Here is a 15,349-nt window from a genome sequence, read left to right on the forward strand (position 1 = left end):
GGGATCGTGGCGACGAGCACGACCGAGCAGCGGGACGTCGGCCGGCCCTGCGCCGAGGAGTTCCAGCCGCCGCTCACCTGGTGGGGCCACACCTGGCGCACCGTGCTGGTGCTGTCGATCAGCGGCGTCGTGTTCGCCACGATCGCCGAGCAGCAGCCGTCGGCGCGCTTCGTCCTGGACGTCGCAGCCGGCGTCCCGGCCGTGCTCCTGGTCTTCTGGCGCCGCCGCTGGCCCGTCGCCGTCGCGGCGGTGACGGTCGCGCTCAGCGCGGTCTCGTCGTTCGCGGCCGGCCCCGCGACCCTGGCCAGCGTCTCGCTGGCCACGCACCGCAGGCTCGCGCAGCTGATCCCCATCGGCCTGCTCAACCTCGCGGCCGGCATGACGTTCGCCGAGGTGCAGCCCGGCCCCGGCGACGACTCGTGGCTCGTCGACGTGTTCACCAACGTCGCCTTCATCGTCGGCCTGCTGGCGGTCGGCATGTACATCGGCTCGCGCCGCGAGCTGCTCTGGACGCTCCGCGCCCGCGCCGAGCGCGCCGAGGCCGAGCAGGAACTGCGCGCCAACCAGTCGCGGCTCGAGGAGCGCGGCCGCATCGCCCGCGAGATGCACGACGTCCTCGCCCACCGCATCTCGCAGATCTCGATGCGCGCCGGCGCGCTGCACTACCGCGACGACCTCGACGCCGACGAGCTGCGCGAGGGGGTGCGGATGATCCGCGACGCCGCGCACGACGCGCTCAACGACCTGCGCGGCGTCCTCGGCGTGCTGCGCGAGTCCGACGGGGCGCCGCTGCACACCCCGCAGCCCACCTACGCCGACCTCGCCGACCTCGTCGCCGAGGCGCGCGAGTCCGGCCTGCGCGTCGAGCTCGACGACCGCGTCGAGGCCGGCGAACCGGTGCCCGACGCCGCCGGACGCACGCTCTACCGCATCGTGCAGGAGGGCATCACCAACGCGCGCAAGCACGCCCCCGGCGCCCGGCTCGACGTCGAGCTCGCCGGCTCCCCGGACGACGGGCTCAGCGTCGAGCTGCGCAACCCGCTCGGCTTCCGCCCCTCCTCCACGCCCGGCGCGGGCCTCGGCCTGGTGGGTCTCGCCGAGCGGGCGGCGCTGCGCGGCGGCCACATCGAGCACCGCCACGACGACGGCGAGTTCGTGCTGCGAGGGTGGATCCCGTGGGCGGCGTGAGCGCGACGCGGGTGCTCGTCGTGGACGACGACGCGCTGGTCCGGTCGGCGCTGCGCCTGATGCTCGGCGGGCAGGCCGACCTGGAGGTCGTCGGCGAGGCCGTCGACGGCCGCGACGGCCTGACGCGCGCCGCCGAGCTGCGGCCCGACGTCGTCCTCATGGACATCCGCATGCCGCGCCTCGACGGCCTCGAGGCCACCCGCGCCCTCATGGCCGGGCCGCAGCCGCCGAAGGTGGTGGTGCTGACCACCTTCGACGCCGACCAGTACGTCGTCGAGGCGCTCGCGGCCGGCGCCGACGGGTTCCTGCTCAAGGACACCGAGCCGCAGGAGATCGTGGCCGCGATCCGCAAGGTCGTCGCGGGCGACCCGATGCTCTCGCCGTCGGTGACGCGTCGCCTCATCGACCGGCTGCGCTCGGGGGACGACGAGGCCGCCGAGCGCGCCAAGCAGGCCGCGCAGGCCATCGCCGCCCTCACCGACCGCGAGCGCGACGTCGCCCTGGCCATCGGCCGCGGCCTGTCGAACGCCGAGATCGCCGCCGAGCTGCACCTGTCGGTGCCCACGGTGAAGGCGCACGTCTCGCACGTCTTCGACAAGCTCGGCGTCACCAACCGGGTGCAGATCGCCATCCGCGTGCACGACGCCGGGCTCGACTGACGCACGCCCGACCCGTGACCTCGGCTCAGCTGCCGTAGCGGGCCGGGTCGCGGAAGACGACCCGCTCCAGACCCGCGGCGTCGAACGCCTCGCGCACGCGGTGGGTGACGCAGAACGTGAAGTGCGGGCGGCCGTTCGGGGCGAAGACGTCGCTGCCGTCCCAGCCCTGCGAGGGATCGACTCCGGGCCGGTCGGGTCGGCGCTTCTGGCCGAACAGCTCGCCGGACCGGCCGGTGACGACCAGCACGTGGTAGCCGGTCAACGGGTCGCCGTTGGCGAAGCGGGTCGTGGCGGGCACCGAGCGCCAGCCGGTGGCGCCGATCGACTCCAGCACGCCGACGGCACGCTCGGAGACCGCCGAGAACGTGCCACCGCCGGTCCACAACAGGTCGCCGCGCCGCGGACCGCGGTTCCACACCGTCAGCTCCAGTGGCCCGTCGAGCGGCTGGTCGGCCAGCAGCCGCTCCATCACCGACTCACCGACCGGGTCGGTCTCGGGCGAGGTGATGCGCACCCAGCAGTCGCGGGCGGTGGACGCCGCCGTCACGAGCCAGAACCGGGGGTGGTCCTTCACCTCAGGGCACCTCCGGGTCGGCGATGGCGGAGCCGCTGCCGGTGACCGTGGCCCGCTGCACGACACCCGGGACGGCGAGCGGCAGCTCGACGGCATGGCTCAGCTCGACCACGACCCGCGACCCCCGCACGCTCACCCGGGCCCGCAGCCCGGGGTACTCGCGGTAGGCACCGACGTCCGAGAGGTAGGCCTGGACGGCGGCCCGCGCCCGCGCCGGGGTGACCTCGAGCGGCCCGTCGCCGAGCCCGCCCTGGTAGACCTCCGCGCCGGCGATGCCGAGGTCGGCGCCCTGCAGCGCGGCCCCTTCGGCCAGCGTCGCGAGGCGCTGGCGGTGCAGGTAGGCCGAGCTGGCGTCTACCACCACCGCCACCAGCAGCAGCAGGACGAGCAGGAACCCGACGAGCAGCGGCGTGATCGAGCCGCGCTCGTCAGGGTTGCGCCCGCGTCCGCGATCCCGCCGCTCAGCCGGCACCGGTGATCTCCTGGTACTGCCCGATCGGCACGGTGTGCTCGGCCTCGAGCCGGAACGTCGGCCGGGTGTCGCCGAGCAGGTCGGGCACGAGCGGCAGGTCGACGCGGGTGGTCACGCGGGCGGTGATGATCGACGTCCCGCTGTGGCAGCGGTCGGGGTAGGGCCGGCAGGTGACGACGACGGTGACCGGGTCGTCGGCGTGCCCCTGGTCGGCCAGCGCCTCGCGCGCCGCCCGGTTGGCCGCCGTCGCGCCGGCGGCGTCGGTGGGCGCGAGCGCGTAGGCGCGGGCGGCCGAGCGGGCCGCCGTCGTCGCGGCGAACGAGCCGGACTGCACCTCGAAGACCGACAGCACGATCCACACCAACGGGACGAGCAGCAGCAGCCCGAGCCAGACGAACTCGACGACGGCACTCCCCCGGTCGTCGCGGCGCCGCGTCGTCCGCCTCACTCCGGCTCCTTGACCGCGTGCCCCGACACCTCGACGTGCACGCTCGGCCCGCCGAGACCCAGCGCGGGCACGTCGGCCTCGATGACGACCTCGACGGTCGGCCGCCCGCCGATGACGACCTGGCGGACGTCGATGTCACCGGCGAACTCACCGGAGACGGCGCCGTCGATGAGCGAGCGCGCGTACGCCGCGCCCTGGGCGGCCGTGCCGTCCTGGGCCGCGGCGACCCGGGCTCCCTCGGCGGCGGCCGAGGCCAACGTGTTGCGCACGTGCAGCACCAGCCCGACCTGCAGCACCCCGAGCACGAGCGGCACCAGGATGACCAGCACCAGCACGAAGTCGACGACCGCCGCACCCCGCTCGCCGCCTGCGCGGCCGCGTCGGCCGCGCGGACGTCGTCCGCCCATCAGCCGATGCTGTTGAGGGCGGTGCGCAGCATCTGGCTCATCTGCGGCCGCGCGATCACGAGCAGCGCGCCGACGAGGATCGACGACATCAGCGTGATCATCACCCAGCCCGGCACGTCGCCGCGGTCGTCGCGACGACGCGGCGCGTGCAGCAGGGCCAACGCCGACAGGTAGAGCCGGGCGAGGAGGAGGTGGATCCTGGTCATGGTGCTTCCTTTCCGAGAAACCTGTGGAGGGGACGGCGGGTCGAGCGGGACTAGGTCGCCGAGAGCGACAGCCCGATTACGCCGGGGTAGAACGCGAACAGCACGGTGACCGGCAGCACGAGGAAGACGACGGGCACCATCATCAGCACCTCGCGGCGCGCGCCGAGCTCGATGAGCTCGCGGCGTCCGGCCTCGCGGACGTCGCCGGCCTGCGCGTGCAGGACGTCGGCCAGCGGGGTGCCGCGGTCGACGGCGATGGCCACGCCCTGCGCGAAGCGCGAGACGAGCGGCAGTCCGCTGGCGGCCGCCATCCGGTCGAAGGCGGCGCCGACGGGCTCGCCGGTGCGGATGTCGGCGAGCACCGCGGCGAGGTCGTCGCTGAGCGCGCCACCGCTGCGGGCCACGACCCGGTCGAGCGCTCCGACCGGTCCCTCGCCGGCGGCGACGGCGAGCGCGAGCAGCTCGGCGACGGTCGGGAACTCGGCCATGATCTGCCGCTCGCGCGAGCGCACTTGGCTGGTGAGCCAGGTGTCGCGGGCCAGCACGCCCGAGACGAACGCCACGAGGGCGAGGACCAGCAGGCCCACTGGGTTGGCGCGTGAGGCGAGCGCCTGCAGGAGGCCGAGGGACGCCGCGGCGGCGAACCCGACCAGGCCCCACACGACCTGCTCGACGCGGAAGTCGTGCACGGTGCGGTCGAGCCCGGCACGGGCGAGCCGGCGTTGCACGGACGGCGCCCCGCCCAGCAGGCGTTCGACGGCGTCCGCGGCCGAGCGCAGCAGCGGCCCGAACACGCCGGACGCCGCCGAGGTGGACGCCGACGGCGTCGCGAGCCGCGGGCCGGCGCCGAGCTGCGGCACGTCGCGCACGTAGGGCAGCACCCGCAGGGCCAGCGACGGACGACGGATCGTCAGCACCCGGACGACGACCAGCACGACGCCGAGCCCGGCCGCGCCGCCCGCGAGCGCACCCCACCACGCCGGGGTCACGACAGGATCCGCCGCTCGGTGGGCAGCCGGCCGATGCGCATCATCAGCCGGTAGGCGACGACGCAGAGGGTGGCTCCGACGACGAGCACGACGGTGCCGCTCGGCGTCCGGTAGCGCTGGATGAGGTCGGTCTGGAACGACATGAGCAGCAGCACGATCCAGGGCGCGGCGACGGCGAGGCGGGCGCCGTTGACCGCCCACGCCTGGCGGGCCTCGAGCTCGGAGCGGGTGCGCAGGTCGTCGCGCAGGTAGCCCGACAGGTTGCGCAGCAGCCGGCCGAGCTCGCCGCCGCCGACCTCGCGGGCGATGCGCAGGCCCTCGACGACGCGGTCGCCGGCGGGGTCGGCGAGCCGTGCCTTGAGCCGGTCGAGGCACTCCCCGAAGCGGCCGGTGACCTGGTAGTCGAGCGCGAACGCGTCGAAGGCCGGGCGCAGCGGTTCGGGCCCCCGGGTGGCGAGCCCGGCGAGCGCGTCGGGCAGCGACAGCCCGGCGCGGACCGCCGAGGCGAGGTTGTCGATGGCCTCGGGCCACACCTCGGCCAGCTCGCGCTGCCGACGGCGCGCCCGGCCGGAGAGGATCAGGGTCGGGCCGAGGGCGGCGAGGACGCCGAAGACGAGCGCCACCGGCGGCGTCTGCGAGACGACCTGCATGACGACGGCGAGCACGACGCCGCAGGCGAGCGAAAGGCCGAGGACGCCGGTGACCGAGACCTCGGGCAGCCCGGCGGTGTCGAGCAGCACCCGCAGGCGTCCGGGCTTGCGCGAGCGGGCGTCGTCCGGCCGTTTGGGCAGCGCGAAGGCCGACCAGATCAGCAGCAGCCCGACGCCGACGCCGAGACCGACCAGGGTGCCCACCGGCTCACCAGCCCGTCTCGCGCTCGACGGGGACCGACTCGTTGAGCAGCGCGTGGACGTCGAGCCCGGCCCGCTCGTAGAGCTCGGCCCGCGGCGGCATGCCGTGGGTGCGGCGCAGCTCGTTGCCGTGGCGCACGAAGACCGGCTCGACCTCGATGATGTCGTTCTCGACGCGGCCCGGCACGCCGACGATCTCGTTGACCCGCCGCACGCCGCGGTGGTCGATGCCGAGGTGCACGACGAGGTCGACGGACGACGCCACCGTCGGCACCACGAACCGCGCGGAGATGTTCTCGCCGGCCAGCAGCGGGAGCGTGCACATCTTCACCAGCGCCTCGCGGGCGCTGTTGGCGTGCAGCGTGCACATGCCCGGCAGGCCGGCGTTGAGGGCGAGCAGCAGGTCGAGGCACTCCTCGGCCCGCACCTCGCCGACGATGACCCGGCTCGGCCGCATGCGCAGGGCCTCCTTCACGAGGTCGCGCAGCCGGATCTCACCGGTGCCCTCGAGCCCTGACTGCCGGGTCTGCATGGGGACCCAATCAGGATGAGGAAATCTCAATTCGAAGACCTCCTCGGCGCTCACCACGCGCTCCCCGCCCGGGATGGCGGCGGCGAGGCAGTTCAACAGGGTGGTCTTGCCGGCCTGCGTGCCGCCTGCCACGAGCACGTTCAGCCCGGCGCGGACGCTGGCGTCGAGGAAGGACGCCGCCCGCGGGCTCAGGCTGCCCAGCCGCACCAGGTCGTTCAGCTGGCCCGCCCGCAGCACGAACTTGCGGATGTTCACGGCCGAGAACCCGCGGCTGATGCCCTCGAGGACGACGTGCAACCGGTGCCCCTCGGGCAGCATCGCGTCGACGAACGGCGCGGAGACGTCGAGCCGGCGCCCGCTGCTCTTGAGCATCCGCTCGACCAGCTCGGTGACCTGCGAACGCGTCAGTACGAGGTTGGTCAGCTCGTGGCGTCCGGCTCGTGCGACGAAGACCCGGCTGGGGTCGTTGATCCAGATCTCCTCGACCGTCGGGTCGTCGAGGAACGGCTGCAACGGCCCGAACCCTGCGACCCGCGCCACCAGCTCGCCCACCAGCGCGTCGACGTCGGCGACCGGCGCGACCCGACCGGTGAGGCTGTGCTCGTCGTGCTCACGCACCACGCCCTCGGCGATGCGACGGACGACGTGCGCGTCGCGCTGCGGGTCGACCCCCTCGCGCCGGACGACGTCGCGCACCCGCGCGTCGAGCTGGTCGGCCAGCACACCGTGCGCACCGGGCGCGGTGTCGTCGAGACCGTCGGCGGGCTCGTGGGCATAGGCGATCGCCACCAGACTCCCCTTTCCCGAGTAGAGGTCCTGGTCGTTCGACCATAAGCGAGCGCAAACCACCCGATCCAGAGCCGACCGAAGATCTGGGGATAACCCCTACATGCGGCGGGTGCGACCGCGTCACCCCCGCCTCAGGAGGCCTCACCAGCCCCCGCTGTCACCAGCCCGGCCTCGTAGGCCAGCACGACCAGCTGGGCGCGGTCGCGGGCGTCGAGCTTGGTGAGGATGCGGGAGACGTGGGTCTTGGCGGTCAGCGGCGAGAGCACGAGGCGCTCGGCGATCTCGTGGTTCGACAGGCCGGCGCCGACGAGGGCGAGGATCTCGCGCTCGCGAGGGGTCAGCTGGGCGACGAGGGCGTCGTCCACCGTGGGCGCCGGCGGCGCGGGCGGCTCGACCAGGTAGGCCTCGATGAGACGGCGGGTCACCTGCGGGGCGAGCAGCGCCTGGCCCTCGTGCACCAGGCCGATGGCGTCGATGAGGGCCTGCGGCTCGATGTCCTTGAGCAGGAACCCCGAGGCGCCGGCGCGCAGGGCGCCGAAGACGTACTCGTCGAGCTCGAAGGTGGTCAGCACGATCACCTTCGTGCCCGCGAGCGCAGGGTCGGCGGTGATCTCGGCGGTGGCGGCGAGGCCGTCCATCCGCGGCATCTGCACGTCCATCAGGACGACGTCGGGCCGGGTCTCACGCACCACCCGCACCGCCTCGGCGCCGTCGGCGGCCTCGCCGACCACGGTGGTGGTCGGGTCGGAGTCGAGCAGGGCGCGGAACCCCGCACGCAGCAGCGCCTGGTCGTCGGCGAGGACGACGCGCACGGGCTCGCTCACCGGGCCGGCGTCCCCACGCCGGACGTCGTGGGCGCCGGTCGCGGCGACGCGCCGGCGCCCAGCGGCACCGAGGCCCACACCCGCCAGCCGCCCTCGGGGCGGGGTCCGGCCTCGAGGGTGCCGCCGAGCGCGGCGAGTCGCTCCCCCATGCCGCGCAGGCCGTGGCCGGCGCCAGTGCCGGCGAGCGGGGCCGGAGCACTGCCGCTCTCACCGCCGTCGTCGAGCACCTCGACCACCACCCGGTCGTCACCACGGGCGACCCGCACCCGGGCGCTGGTGGGTCCGGCGTGCTTGAGGGTGTTGGTGAGCGCCTCCTGCACCACGCGGAAGCAGGTGGCGTCGACCGAGGCCGGCAGCGCGCGGGCGGCGGGGTCGACGTCGAGGGTGAGGTCGACGCCGGCGGCGAGCAGGTTCTCGCGCAGGTCGCCGAGGTCGGCCAGCCGCTGCACCGGCGGGGCGGGCTCGCCCGGCGCGGCCTCGCGCAGCAGCCCGAGCATGGCGCGCAGGTCGGTGAGCGCGTCGCCGCTCACGTTCTTGATGGTGCGCAGCCGCTCGTGCGCCTGGTCGGGGTCGCGCTCGAGCAGGTGCGCCCCCACGCCGGCGTGCACGTTGATGGTGACCATCGCGTGCGCCACCACGTCGTGCACGTCGCGGGCGATGCGCAGCCGCTCCTCGGCCACGCGGTGTTGCGCCTCCTCCTCGCGCGTGCGCTCGGCGGCCTCGGCCCGCTCGATGAGCACCGCGGTGTAGCAGCGCCGGTCGTGGACGGCGACGCCCAGCGCGAGCGGCAGCGGCACCAGCGCCAGGTTCTGCGCCGTGCCCCAGTCGAACAGCCCGTGGGGGCTGAAGACCTGCAGGATGGCGACCACCGCCGGCAGCGACAGCGCGCCGGTGACGAGCGCGGCGCGCAGGCCGTGGCGCTCGGCGATCGCGTAGGCGCACAGCACCACCGGCGCCGGCATCGTGTTGTACGGCGGGTCGCCGGTCATCAGCACGAACAGGCCGGCGAAGCCGAGCAGGTAGGCCAGCACCGGCGCGCTGCTGCGCAGCAGCACCGGCAGCGACGCCACCACGATGCCGAAGCTGGTGTAGAGCCCGGCCTCGGCCTTGGCGTTGAGCGGGATCTCGACGTGCATCAGCACGACGCACGCCAGCGTCAGCGCGACGTCCATCGGCCGCACACGCACGCTGAGCCGGCTCACCCCCCACACGGTAGTGGCGGACGAGCCGGCTCGGCGCTCGGTCATCGGTGGATCACCGGCAGGTCACCCGGTCAGACCCCGGCCGGCACGGGCGGCACGGGCGCGGCGGAGGGGGCCTCGGCCTCGCTCAGCCCGACCCTGTCGTGCACCCGGCGCAGCCACATCGGCGACCACCAGTTCCACTTGCCCATCATCCCCATCAGCGAGGGCACCAGCAGCGAGCGGACGACGAACGCGTCGACCAGGACGCCGACCGCGGTGGCGATGCCGATCTGCTGCATGAAGCTGATCTCGCTGGTGCTGAAGGCGCCGATGGCGACGGCGAGCAGGATCGCGGCGGCGGTGACGATGCTGCCGGTGCGGCCCAGGCCGGTGGCGACGGCGTCCCGCTCGGTGAGGCCGGCGTCGCGGGACTCCTTGATGCGGCCGAGGAGGAAGACGCCGTAGTCGGTGGAGAGAGCGAAGACCAGCGCCGCGGTGACCAGGAAGTTGCTGGGCTCGACGCCCCCGTTGGGCGTGTAGCCGAGCAGCTCGGTGAACCGGCCGCCCTGGTAGACGAAGACGATCGCGCCCAGCGAGACGCCGACCGTGAGCACGTTCATCACGACCGCCTTGACCGGCAGCACCACCGAGCCGGTCATCAGCCAGAGCACCAGCATCGTGAGCAGCACCAGCAGCCCGACGGCGAGCGGCAGGGTGTCGCCGATGGCCTGCTGCATGTCGATGAACTCGGCGGCGGGACCGGTGACGAGGGCGTCGGTGCCGGTGTCGTCGGCGAGGTCGCGCACCGACTCCACGACCGAGCGGGCGTCGTCACCGGCGGCGTCGCCGGCCACGACGAGGTCGACCTGCCAGGTGTCGCCGCCGAGGGCGACCGGCTCGGCCGGCTGGACGACGCCGGGCAGCGTGGACGCCTCGCGGGCGAACCCGACCGGTGCGGCGTCGGCGCTGACGGCCACGGTGACCGGGGTGCCGCCGTCGCCGCCGTACTGCGCGGCGAGCGTGTCGTTGACCGTGCGCGAGCTGAGGCCGTCGGGGATGACGGTGCCGTCGACCGGGGTCCACTGCGTCTGGACGGCCGGGGCGGCCAGCACGACCATGACCGCGGCGGTGGCGACGGCGATCGCGCCCGGACGACGCATCACGGCGTGGCTGAAGCGGTACCAGCGGCCCTCGGTGGCGGCACCGGCGGAGCGGCGGCGCTTGCGGGTCAGCTTGGCGCCCCACAGGCCGAACAGCGCGGGCGAGACGACGAGCGCGGACGCCGCCGCCACCAGCGCGACCGACGCGCCGGCCAGGCCCATCGAGCGCAGGAAGCCGAGCGGGAACAGCGCCAGGGTGGCGAGCGCGACGGCGACGGTCACCGCGGAGTAGACGACCGTGCGGCCGGCGGTGGCCATGGTGGTGCGGATCGCGCCGGGGCCCTCGCCCTGGCGGTCGAGCTCTTCGCGGTAGCGGCTGACCAGGAACAGGGTGTAGTCGATGGCGAGGCCGAGGCCCAGGCCTATGACCAGGTTGAGGGCGAAGACGCTCAGGCCGTAGACCTGGTTGATGCCGGCCAGCACCAGGAAGGTGCCCAGCACGGTCGTGATGCCGACGACCAGCGGGAGGACGGCGGCGCGGCGTCCGAAGATCATCACCGAGAGCAGCACCAGGATCGGCAGCGCGAGCAGCTCGGCGCGGCTGAGGTCGGACTCCACCTGCTCGCCGAGCTGCAAGCCCGTGACGGCCGACCCGCCGACGGTGACGCCGGCGGCGTCCTCGAAGGCCTCGAGGACGTCGTGCGCCACCTCCTCGTCGTCGACCCCGGCCACGACGGTGCCGGCGACCAGCGCCGACGAGCCGTCGGCCGCGGTGCCGGCCGGGACGGCGTCCACCACGCCGTCGACGCCGGCGAGCGTGGCGACGGCCTCGTCGACGGTGGTGCCGCCGGGGGTGTCGACGAGCAGCAGGATGCCGGCGGTCGGCTGCTGCCCGGTGGCCGCCTCGATGCGCTCGACGGCGCGGGCGGAGTCGGAGGCGGCGGGGGCGAAGCCGCCGTCGGAGACCATCGCGCCCGCCACCGGCCCGCCGATCACGCCGGCGAGGGCGACGAAGAGCAGGACGGCGGCGAGCGAGCGGCGTGGGAAGGCGGCGAGCGTGGCGACCACGCGGGCCGCCGGCGAGGGCCGGGAGGGGATCTGTGTCGTCATGCCCCGACCCTCCCGTCGCGGGCACCCCTGCCGCGTCCGCCTGCGGGCGTCACCGCCAGGGGCGATCTACTCCTGTGGGAGTACGCCCCCGGAGGGCGTCGTCGTCAGCCCAGGTGCGGGCGCACCTTCTCGGGCATCTCGTCGATGTTGGCCGGCGTGACCTTCCAGCGGCGGATGTCGTCGTCCTCGAAGGTGATCTCGTAGGCGCTGGCGTCGCGGTCGAGCTGCACGAGCATGGCGACGGGTCGAGGCTGGCCCGGCTCGTAACGGTCGTCGAGGTAGGCCTCGACCGCCGGGATGATGCGCGAGGGACGGGCCGAGGTGGGCTCGCTGGTGCCGTCGGGCGCGTAGGTGTAGCCGGACGTGCCGCTCACCCGGCCGCCGCCGAGCTCGACGACGATCGCGAGGGACTGCCAGTTCTCCGGCGCGTGCGTCAGGTTGGTGACGACGGCGCGGATCAGGTCGGCGGCGGGGTCGGTGCCGGTCTCGCTCATGGGGGTGCTGCTCCTCCAGGTCCGGGTCGGGGGCTCGGATGCGCGTCCGAGCCTGTCATCCGTCGGACCGGGCGCGCGCTCAGGGCCGTCAAAGATCAGATCATTCACGGAGGCGACCGCGGTCGCCGCCGGAGACGGCGCGGATCCGCGCCGTGGAAGATCGGATCTTTGCGGTCGCCGGGGTGCCGGGCGGCTCAGGCGCGTGGCAGCTGCGGGCCGACCTCGCCGAGCAGCCGCTCGAGCGTGCGGGTCACGGCGGCGCGGTAGGGCTCGGGGTCGTCCTGGTGCTCGGCGGTCACCTCGACCATCACCTCGAGGTTGTCGTGCCGCACCGCGCCGCTCGCGGCGTAGCCGTGCAGGGTGCCGTCGTCGTCGACCAGCGTCTGGGTGCCGGCGACGCCCTCGGTCCACCAGCCGTCGACCGGCTCGCTCGCGGCGTCGACGCCGTCCTCCCGCCAGATCGGGAACTGGCGTGCGTCGAACGGCGGTGTGGTGCCGTCGATGCGGACGACGACCTGCACCACGACCCTGACGGCCGCGGGCCAGACCACCTCGCCGTCGGCGTCGACCGTCGCGGAGTCGGGGTCGTCGTCGAGGTAGCAACGGTCGGTGGTGCCGCGCGCTTGCTCCTCGTGCGACGGGGTGTTCGCGACGAGGCGGCCCAGGGCCTCGGTGGCGGTGTCGAGGCCGAGCGTCTCGCACACGCCGTCGGTCGTCCGGGCGTAGGTCTGCGGCACCGGTTCAGCGGAGGCGGCGGTCGGCTCGCCGCCGTCGTCGCCGTCGTCGTCGCCGCCGCAGCCGGACAGGGCGAGCGTGGCGAGCAGACCGAGGACCGTGAGGGACGTGCGGAGTCGCATGGGTGGGCCTTCCGAGACGGACGACGGCCCCGAGCGGCCGTCGCGGTCGACCCTAGGAACGTCGTCCGGTCGGCGACAGGGGTGGTGGCGCGCCTGTGGAGAACCGCGCTGGGTGCGGTGCGGGATGGCGATCCCGAGGACGAGGAGCGCGAGCGGCCGGGGTGGGCGTCGTCCTCGCCGGGCCTCGAGGCTCGTCGCCGGGGCTCCTCGCACCTCGACCACCGTGGTGCCGTCGGCGCCCTTCGACGAGCTCAGGGGTCCGTGCTGGGGGTTGGCCTCAGAGGGCCGGAGGTCTCGAGGCTCGTCGCCAGGGCTCCTCGCACCTCGACCACCGTGGTGCCGTCGGCGCCCTTCGACGAGCTCAGGGTCCGTGCGGGGCCTTGGCCTGACGGGGCCGGGGTGCTCGCTGCTCGACCACCGGCAGGCGGGCTCAGGGTCCGTGCGGGGCCTTGGCCTCACGGGGCCGGGGGGCTCGCTGCTCGACCACCGGCAGGCGGGCTCAGGGGGCCTGACGGAGGGCCACGGACGCCGTCGGGGTGACGGGGAGGCGGGGGGTGAGGGTGGCGCCGACGGCGTGGTAGAGGTCGGGCTTGCCGGGCCAGGTGCGGGCGTCGGGGGTGTTGTCGGGGGCGAGCTCGTGGTGCCACGAGCCGCGCTCGTGGTCGATCAGGTGACGCTCGGCGTAGGCCCACCACTCGGCGTGACGGTCCGCGAAGCGCTGCTCGCCGGTCACCGCGTGCAGCACCGCCGCGGCCGCGACCGCCTCGGTGAGCACCCAGTGCATGCGCTGGCGCACCAGCGGGCGTCCGGAGAAGTCGACCGTGTAGACGAACCCGTCGGCGCCGTCGACCGCCCACCCCTCGCGCACCGCGGCGTCGAACAGGTCGACGGCGTTCTCGAGCAGCCAGCCGGGCGCCTCCTCCCCCGCCGCCTCGAGCGCCGCCCGCAGCTGCAGCGACAGCCGCGACCACTCCAGCCAGTGCCCGACCGTGGCGCCGGCGGGGCGGAACGGGTCGGCCGGCTTGTCGGCGTTGTAGTCGAGCCGGGGGTTCCAGGCGGCGTCGAAGTGCTCGGGCAGCCGCCAATGGTGGTCGGGCGCGAGGTCGCGGACGACGCGCGTGGTCACCCGCAGCGCGTTGTGCCGCAGGTCGGGGCGGTCGAGCACGTCGGCAGCGGCCAGCATCGCCTCCACGGCGTGCATGTTGGCGTTGACGCCGCGGTAGGGGTCGAGCACGTCCCACGACGGGTCCCACTCCTCGACGACCATGCCGGCGACGTCGTCCCAGAAACGGTGCAGCAGCACGTCGACGGCGTCGTCGAGCAGGTCGTCGGCGTCGGGGACGCCGGCCGCCGCCGCGCTGCTCGCCGCCAGCACCACGAAGGCGTGGTCGTAGGCCGTCTTGGACGCCGCCCCCGGCGCCAGCCAGCCACCGTGCCGGTCGTCGTGCAGCGGCCCGAGCAGCGAGGCGACGCCGTGGAGGGCCAGCGTTCCGGCGTCCGAGCGCCCCAGCAGGTGGCCCAGGGAGTAGACGTGCGTCATCCGGCAGGTGATCCACAGCTCGACCGGACGGGCCGGGTCGGGCCGCCCGTCGTCGTCGAGGTAGCCGAACCCGCCCTCGACGGCAGCGCCGAGCCCGAAGTCGAGCAGCCGGTCGGTCTCGGCGGCCAGCCACGCGGCGTCCGGCCGCAGGTCGCTCAGGACCACGGCGTCCCCGGCTCGAACGTCGCCACGCCGAGCGTCGAGTCGCTCTGCCCGTAGTAGGCGAACCAGGTGTCCCTGAAGTGCACCAGCCCCTCGACGAACGTCACGTTCGAGACCAGTCCGTGCTGGTCCTCGTGCGTCGTCGGCTCGAGCCACGGGTAGTCCATGCGCGCCATGATCTCGGTGGGCCGGGCGGGGTCGAAGAGCAGCTGGCCGCACGTGTAGCGCACCGAGCCGTCGTCGTACTTCACCGCCGCGTTGTGCAGCAGCAGGATCAGGCCGTTGTCGGTCCAGATCGGCTGCGGCCCGACCTCGACGAGGAACTCCCCGAACGTGCCCGGGTTCGTCGGCAGCATCAGCGGCTGGTCCTGCGGCGCCGGCTCCCAGTGCAGCAGGTCGTCGGACCACGCGTGGTAGATCGAGCCCTCGCCGAAGTACATCAGCCAGCGGCCGTCCACCTGCTTGTCGAGGATCGCGCCCGCCTTGCTCCACGGCGTCGGCACGTCGTCCGCGTTCGGCTCGAAGGTGTTGAAGTCGGGGAACAGCGGCCCGTGCTTGGTCCAGGTGATCAGGTCGGACGACGTCGCCAGGCACAGCTGGGCGTTGGTGCGGTCCCAGGCGGTGTAGGTGAGGTAGTAGGTGCCGTCGATCTCGGTGACCCGGGGGTCCTCGCAGCCGAAGCGCTCGTAGTCCTCGCTCGGGCTGAGCACCGGCTCGGGCCGCCGCGTGAAGTGGATGCCGTCGTCGCTGGTGGCGTAGCCGACGTGGCTGACGATGTCGTCGGCGTGCGCGCGGTAGAGCAGAACGACCTGGTCGTCCTTCACGATGGCGGCCGGGTTGTAGATGCTGCCCGACTCCCAGCCGTCGCCCTCGGGCACGAGGATCGGGTTCTGGGCGTAGGGGGTGAACGGGCCGAGCGGGAACTGGGCGCGTGGGTGCGTCATGGGTTCTCTCCTGTGAGCG

The 15,349-nt window shown here is 74.2% G+C and carries 17 protein-coding genes; 2 read left to right on the forward strand and 15 right to left on the reverse strand.

The genetic code is table 11. From position 1 onward, the window contains the following. Positions 1-6 precede the first annotated feature (6 nt). Positions 7-1,188 carry a sensor histidine kinase gene (locus ABEA04_RS19645; protein WP_345462778.1) on the forward strand — a complete coding sequence of 394 codons (1,182 nt, stop codon included), beginning with the start codon at positions 7-9 and terminating at the stop codon, positions 1,186-1,188. Continuing rightward, positions 1,185-1,847 carry a response regulator gene (locus ABEA04_RS19650; RefSeq protein ID WP_345462780.1) on the forward strand — a complete coding sequence of 221 codons (663 nt, stop codon included), beginning with the start codon at positions 1,185-1,187 and terminating at the stop codon, positions 1,845-1,847. Before ABEA04_RS19645 ends, ABEA04_RS19650 begins: the two co-directional genes overlap by 4 nt. Positions 1,848-1,872: 25 nt before the next feature. On the opposite strand, the gene ABEA04_RS19655 is transcribed toward ABEA04_RS19650, so the two are convergent. From ABEA04_RS19655 to ABEA04_RS19725, 15 genes are all read right to left on the reverse strand, one after another. After that, positions 1,873-2,421 carry a hypothetical protein gene (locus ABEA04_RS19655; RefSeq protein ID WP_345462783.1) on the reverse strand — a complete coding sequence of 183 codons (549 nt, stop codon included), beginning with the start codon at positions 2,419-2,421 and terminating at the stop codon, positions 1,873-1,875. Between the two features lies 1 nt (position 2,422). Next, positions 2,423-2,893, reverse strand: a complete 471-nt coding sequence (locus ABEA04_RS19660; protein WP_345462786.1) for a pilus assembly protein TadG-related protein — start codon at positions 2,891-2,893, stop codon at positions 2,423-2,425. Then, entirely contained in the window at positions 2,883-3,341 is a 459-nt protein-coding gene (locus tag ABEA04_RS19665) for a hypothetical protein (protein WP_345462789.1), read from the reverse strand. Before ABEA04_RS19665 ends, ABEA04_RS19660 begins: the two co-directional genes overlap by 11 nt. After that, positions 3,338-3,748, reverse strand: coding sequence for a TadE/TadG family type IV pilus assembly protein (locus ABEA04_RS19670; protein WP_345462792.1), 411 nt, complete (start codon positions 3,746-3,748; stop codon positions 3,338-3,340). Before ABEA04_RS19670 ends, ABEA04_RS19665 begins: the two co-directional genes overlap by 4 nt. Beyond that, on the reverse strand, positions 3,748-3,954 hold the full coding sequence (locus tag ABEA04_RS19675; protein ID WP_345462794.1) for a hypothetical protein: 207 nt from the start codon (positions 3,952-3,954) through the stop codon (positions 3,748-3,750). The genes ABEA04_RS19670 and ABEA04_RS19675 overlap by 1 nt, the downstream gene beginning before the upstream one ends. A 50-nt stretch (positions 3,955-4,004) precedes the next feature. Next, positions 4,005-4,943: a type II secretion system F family protein gene (locus tag ABEA04_RS19680; protein WP_345462796.1), complete on the reverse strand. Its 939-nt coding sequence runs from the start codon at positions 4,941-4,943 to the stop codon at positions 4,005-4,007. Further along, complete coding sequence (locus ABEA04_RS19685) at positions 4,940-5,797, reverse strand: type II secretion system F family protein (RefSeq protein ID WP_345462798.1); 858 nt, start codon at positions 5,795-5,797, stop codon at positions 4,940-4,942. The genes ABEA04_RS19680 and ABEA04_RS19685 overlap by 4 nt, the downstream gene beginning before the upstream one ends. 4 nt (positions 5,798-5,801) lie before the next feature. Next, a complete protein-coding gene (locus tag ABEA04_RS19690; RefSeq protein WP_345462800.1) occupies positions 5,802-7,115 on the reverse strand; it encodes a TadA family conjugal transfer-associated ATPase in 1,314 nt (437 codons plus the stop codon). Positions 7,116-7,246: 131 nt separating this feature from the next. Next, positions 7,247-7,939, reverse strand: coding sequence for a response regulator (locus tag ABEA04_RS19695; RefSeq protein ID WP_345462804.1), 693 nt, complete (start codon positions 7,937-7,939; stop codon positions 7,247-7,249). After that, positions 7,936-9,141: a sensor histidine kinase gene (locus ABEA04_RS19700; protein ID WP_345462807.1), complete on the reverse strand. Its 1,206-nt coding sequence runs from the start codon at positions 9,139-9,141 to the stop codon at positions 7,936-7,938. The genes ABEA04_RS19695 and ABEA04_RS19700 overlap by 4 nt, the downstream gene beginning before the upstream one ends. A gap of 71 nt (positions 9,142-9,212) precedes the next feature. Beyond that, the gene (locus ABEA04_RS19705; protein WP_345462810.1) at positions 9,213-11,333 is read right to left on the reverse strand and encodes an MMPL family transporter; all 2,121 of its coding nucleotides are present in this window, start codon (positions 11,331-11,333) and stop codon (positions 9,213-9,215) included. A 104-nt stretch (positions 11,334-11,437) separates the two neighbouring features. Continuing rightward, on the reverse strand, positions 11,438-11,827 hold the full coding sequence (locus ABEA04_RS19710) for a hypothetical protein (RefSeq protein WP_345462813.1): 390 nt from the start codon (positions 11,825-11,827) through the stop codon (positions 11,438-11,440). Positions 11,828-12,021: 194 nt separating this feature from the next. Beyond that, positions 12,022-12,684 (reverse strand): hypothetical protein, encoded by a 663-nt coding sequence (locus tag ABEA04_RS19715; protein ID WP_345462816.1) that lies wholly within the window; start codon positions 12,682-12,684, stop codon positions 12,022-12,024. A 499-nt stretch (positions 12,685-13,183) separates the two neighbouring features. Beyond that, complete coding sequence (locus tag ABEA04_RS19720; protein ID WP_345462818.1) at positions 13,184-14,389, reverse strand: AGE family epimerase/isomerase; 1,206 nt, start codon at positions 14,387-14,389, stop codon at positions 13,184-13,186. Beyond that, the gene (locus ABEA04_RS19725; RefSeq protein ID WP_345462821.1) at positions 14,380-15,330 is read right to left on the reverse strand and encodes a glycoside hydrolase family 130 protein; all 951 of its coding nucleotides are present in this window, start codon (positions 15,328-15,330) and stop codon (positions 14,380-14,382) included. Before ABEA04_RS19725 ends, ABEA04_RS19720 begins: the two co-directional genes overlap by 10 nt. Between the last annotated feature and the right edge of the window lie 19 nt (positions 15,331-15,349).

The organism is Nocardioides marinquilinus (genome assembly GCF_039543705.1).
GTDB classification, from domain to species: Bacteria; Actinomycetota; Actinomycetes; order Propionibacteriales; family Nocardioidaceae; genus Nocardioides; species Nocardioides marinquilinus.

Excerpts from the sequence above, each read along its gene's own strand:
- ABEA04_RS19670 (WP_345462792.1), bottom strand. The coding sequence starts at position 3,748 with ATGGGCGGACGACGTCCGCGCGGCCGACGCGGCCGCGCAGGCGGCGAG.
- ABEA04_RS19675 (WP_345462794.1), bottom strand. The coding sequence starts at position 3,954 with ATGACCAGGATCCACCTCCTCCTCGCCCGGCTCTACCTGTCGGCGTTG.
- ABEA04_RS19705 (WP_345462810.1), bottom strand. The coding sequence starts at position 11,333 with ATGACGACACAGATCCCCTCCCGGCCCTCGCCGGCGGCCCGCGTGGTC.
- ABEA04_RS19710 (WP_345462813.1), bottom strand. The coding sequence starts at position 11,827 with ATGAGCGAGACCGGCACCGACCCCGCCGCCGACCTGATCCGCGCCGTC.
- ABEA04_RS19715 (WP_345462816.1), bottom strand. The coding sequence starts at position 12,684 with ATGCGACTCCGCACGTCCCTCACGGTCCTCGGTCTGCTCGCCACGCTC.
- ABEA04_RS19725 (WP_345462821.1), bottom strand. The coding sequence starts at position 15,330 with ATGACGCACCCACGCGCCCAGTTCCCGCTCGGCCCGTTCACCCCCTAC.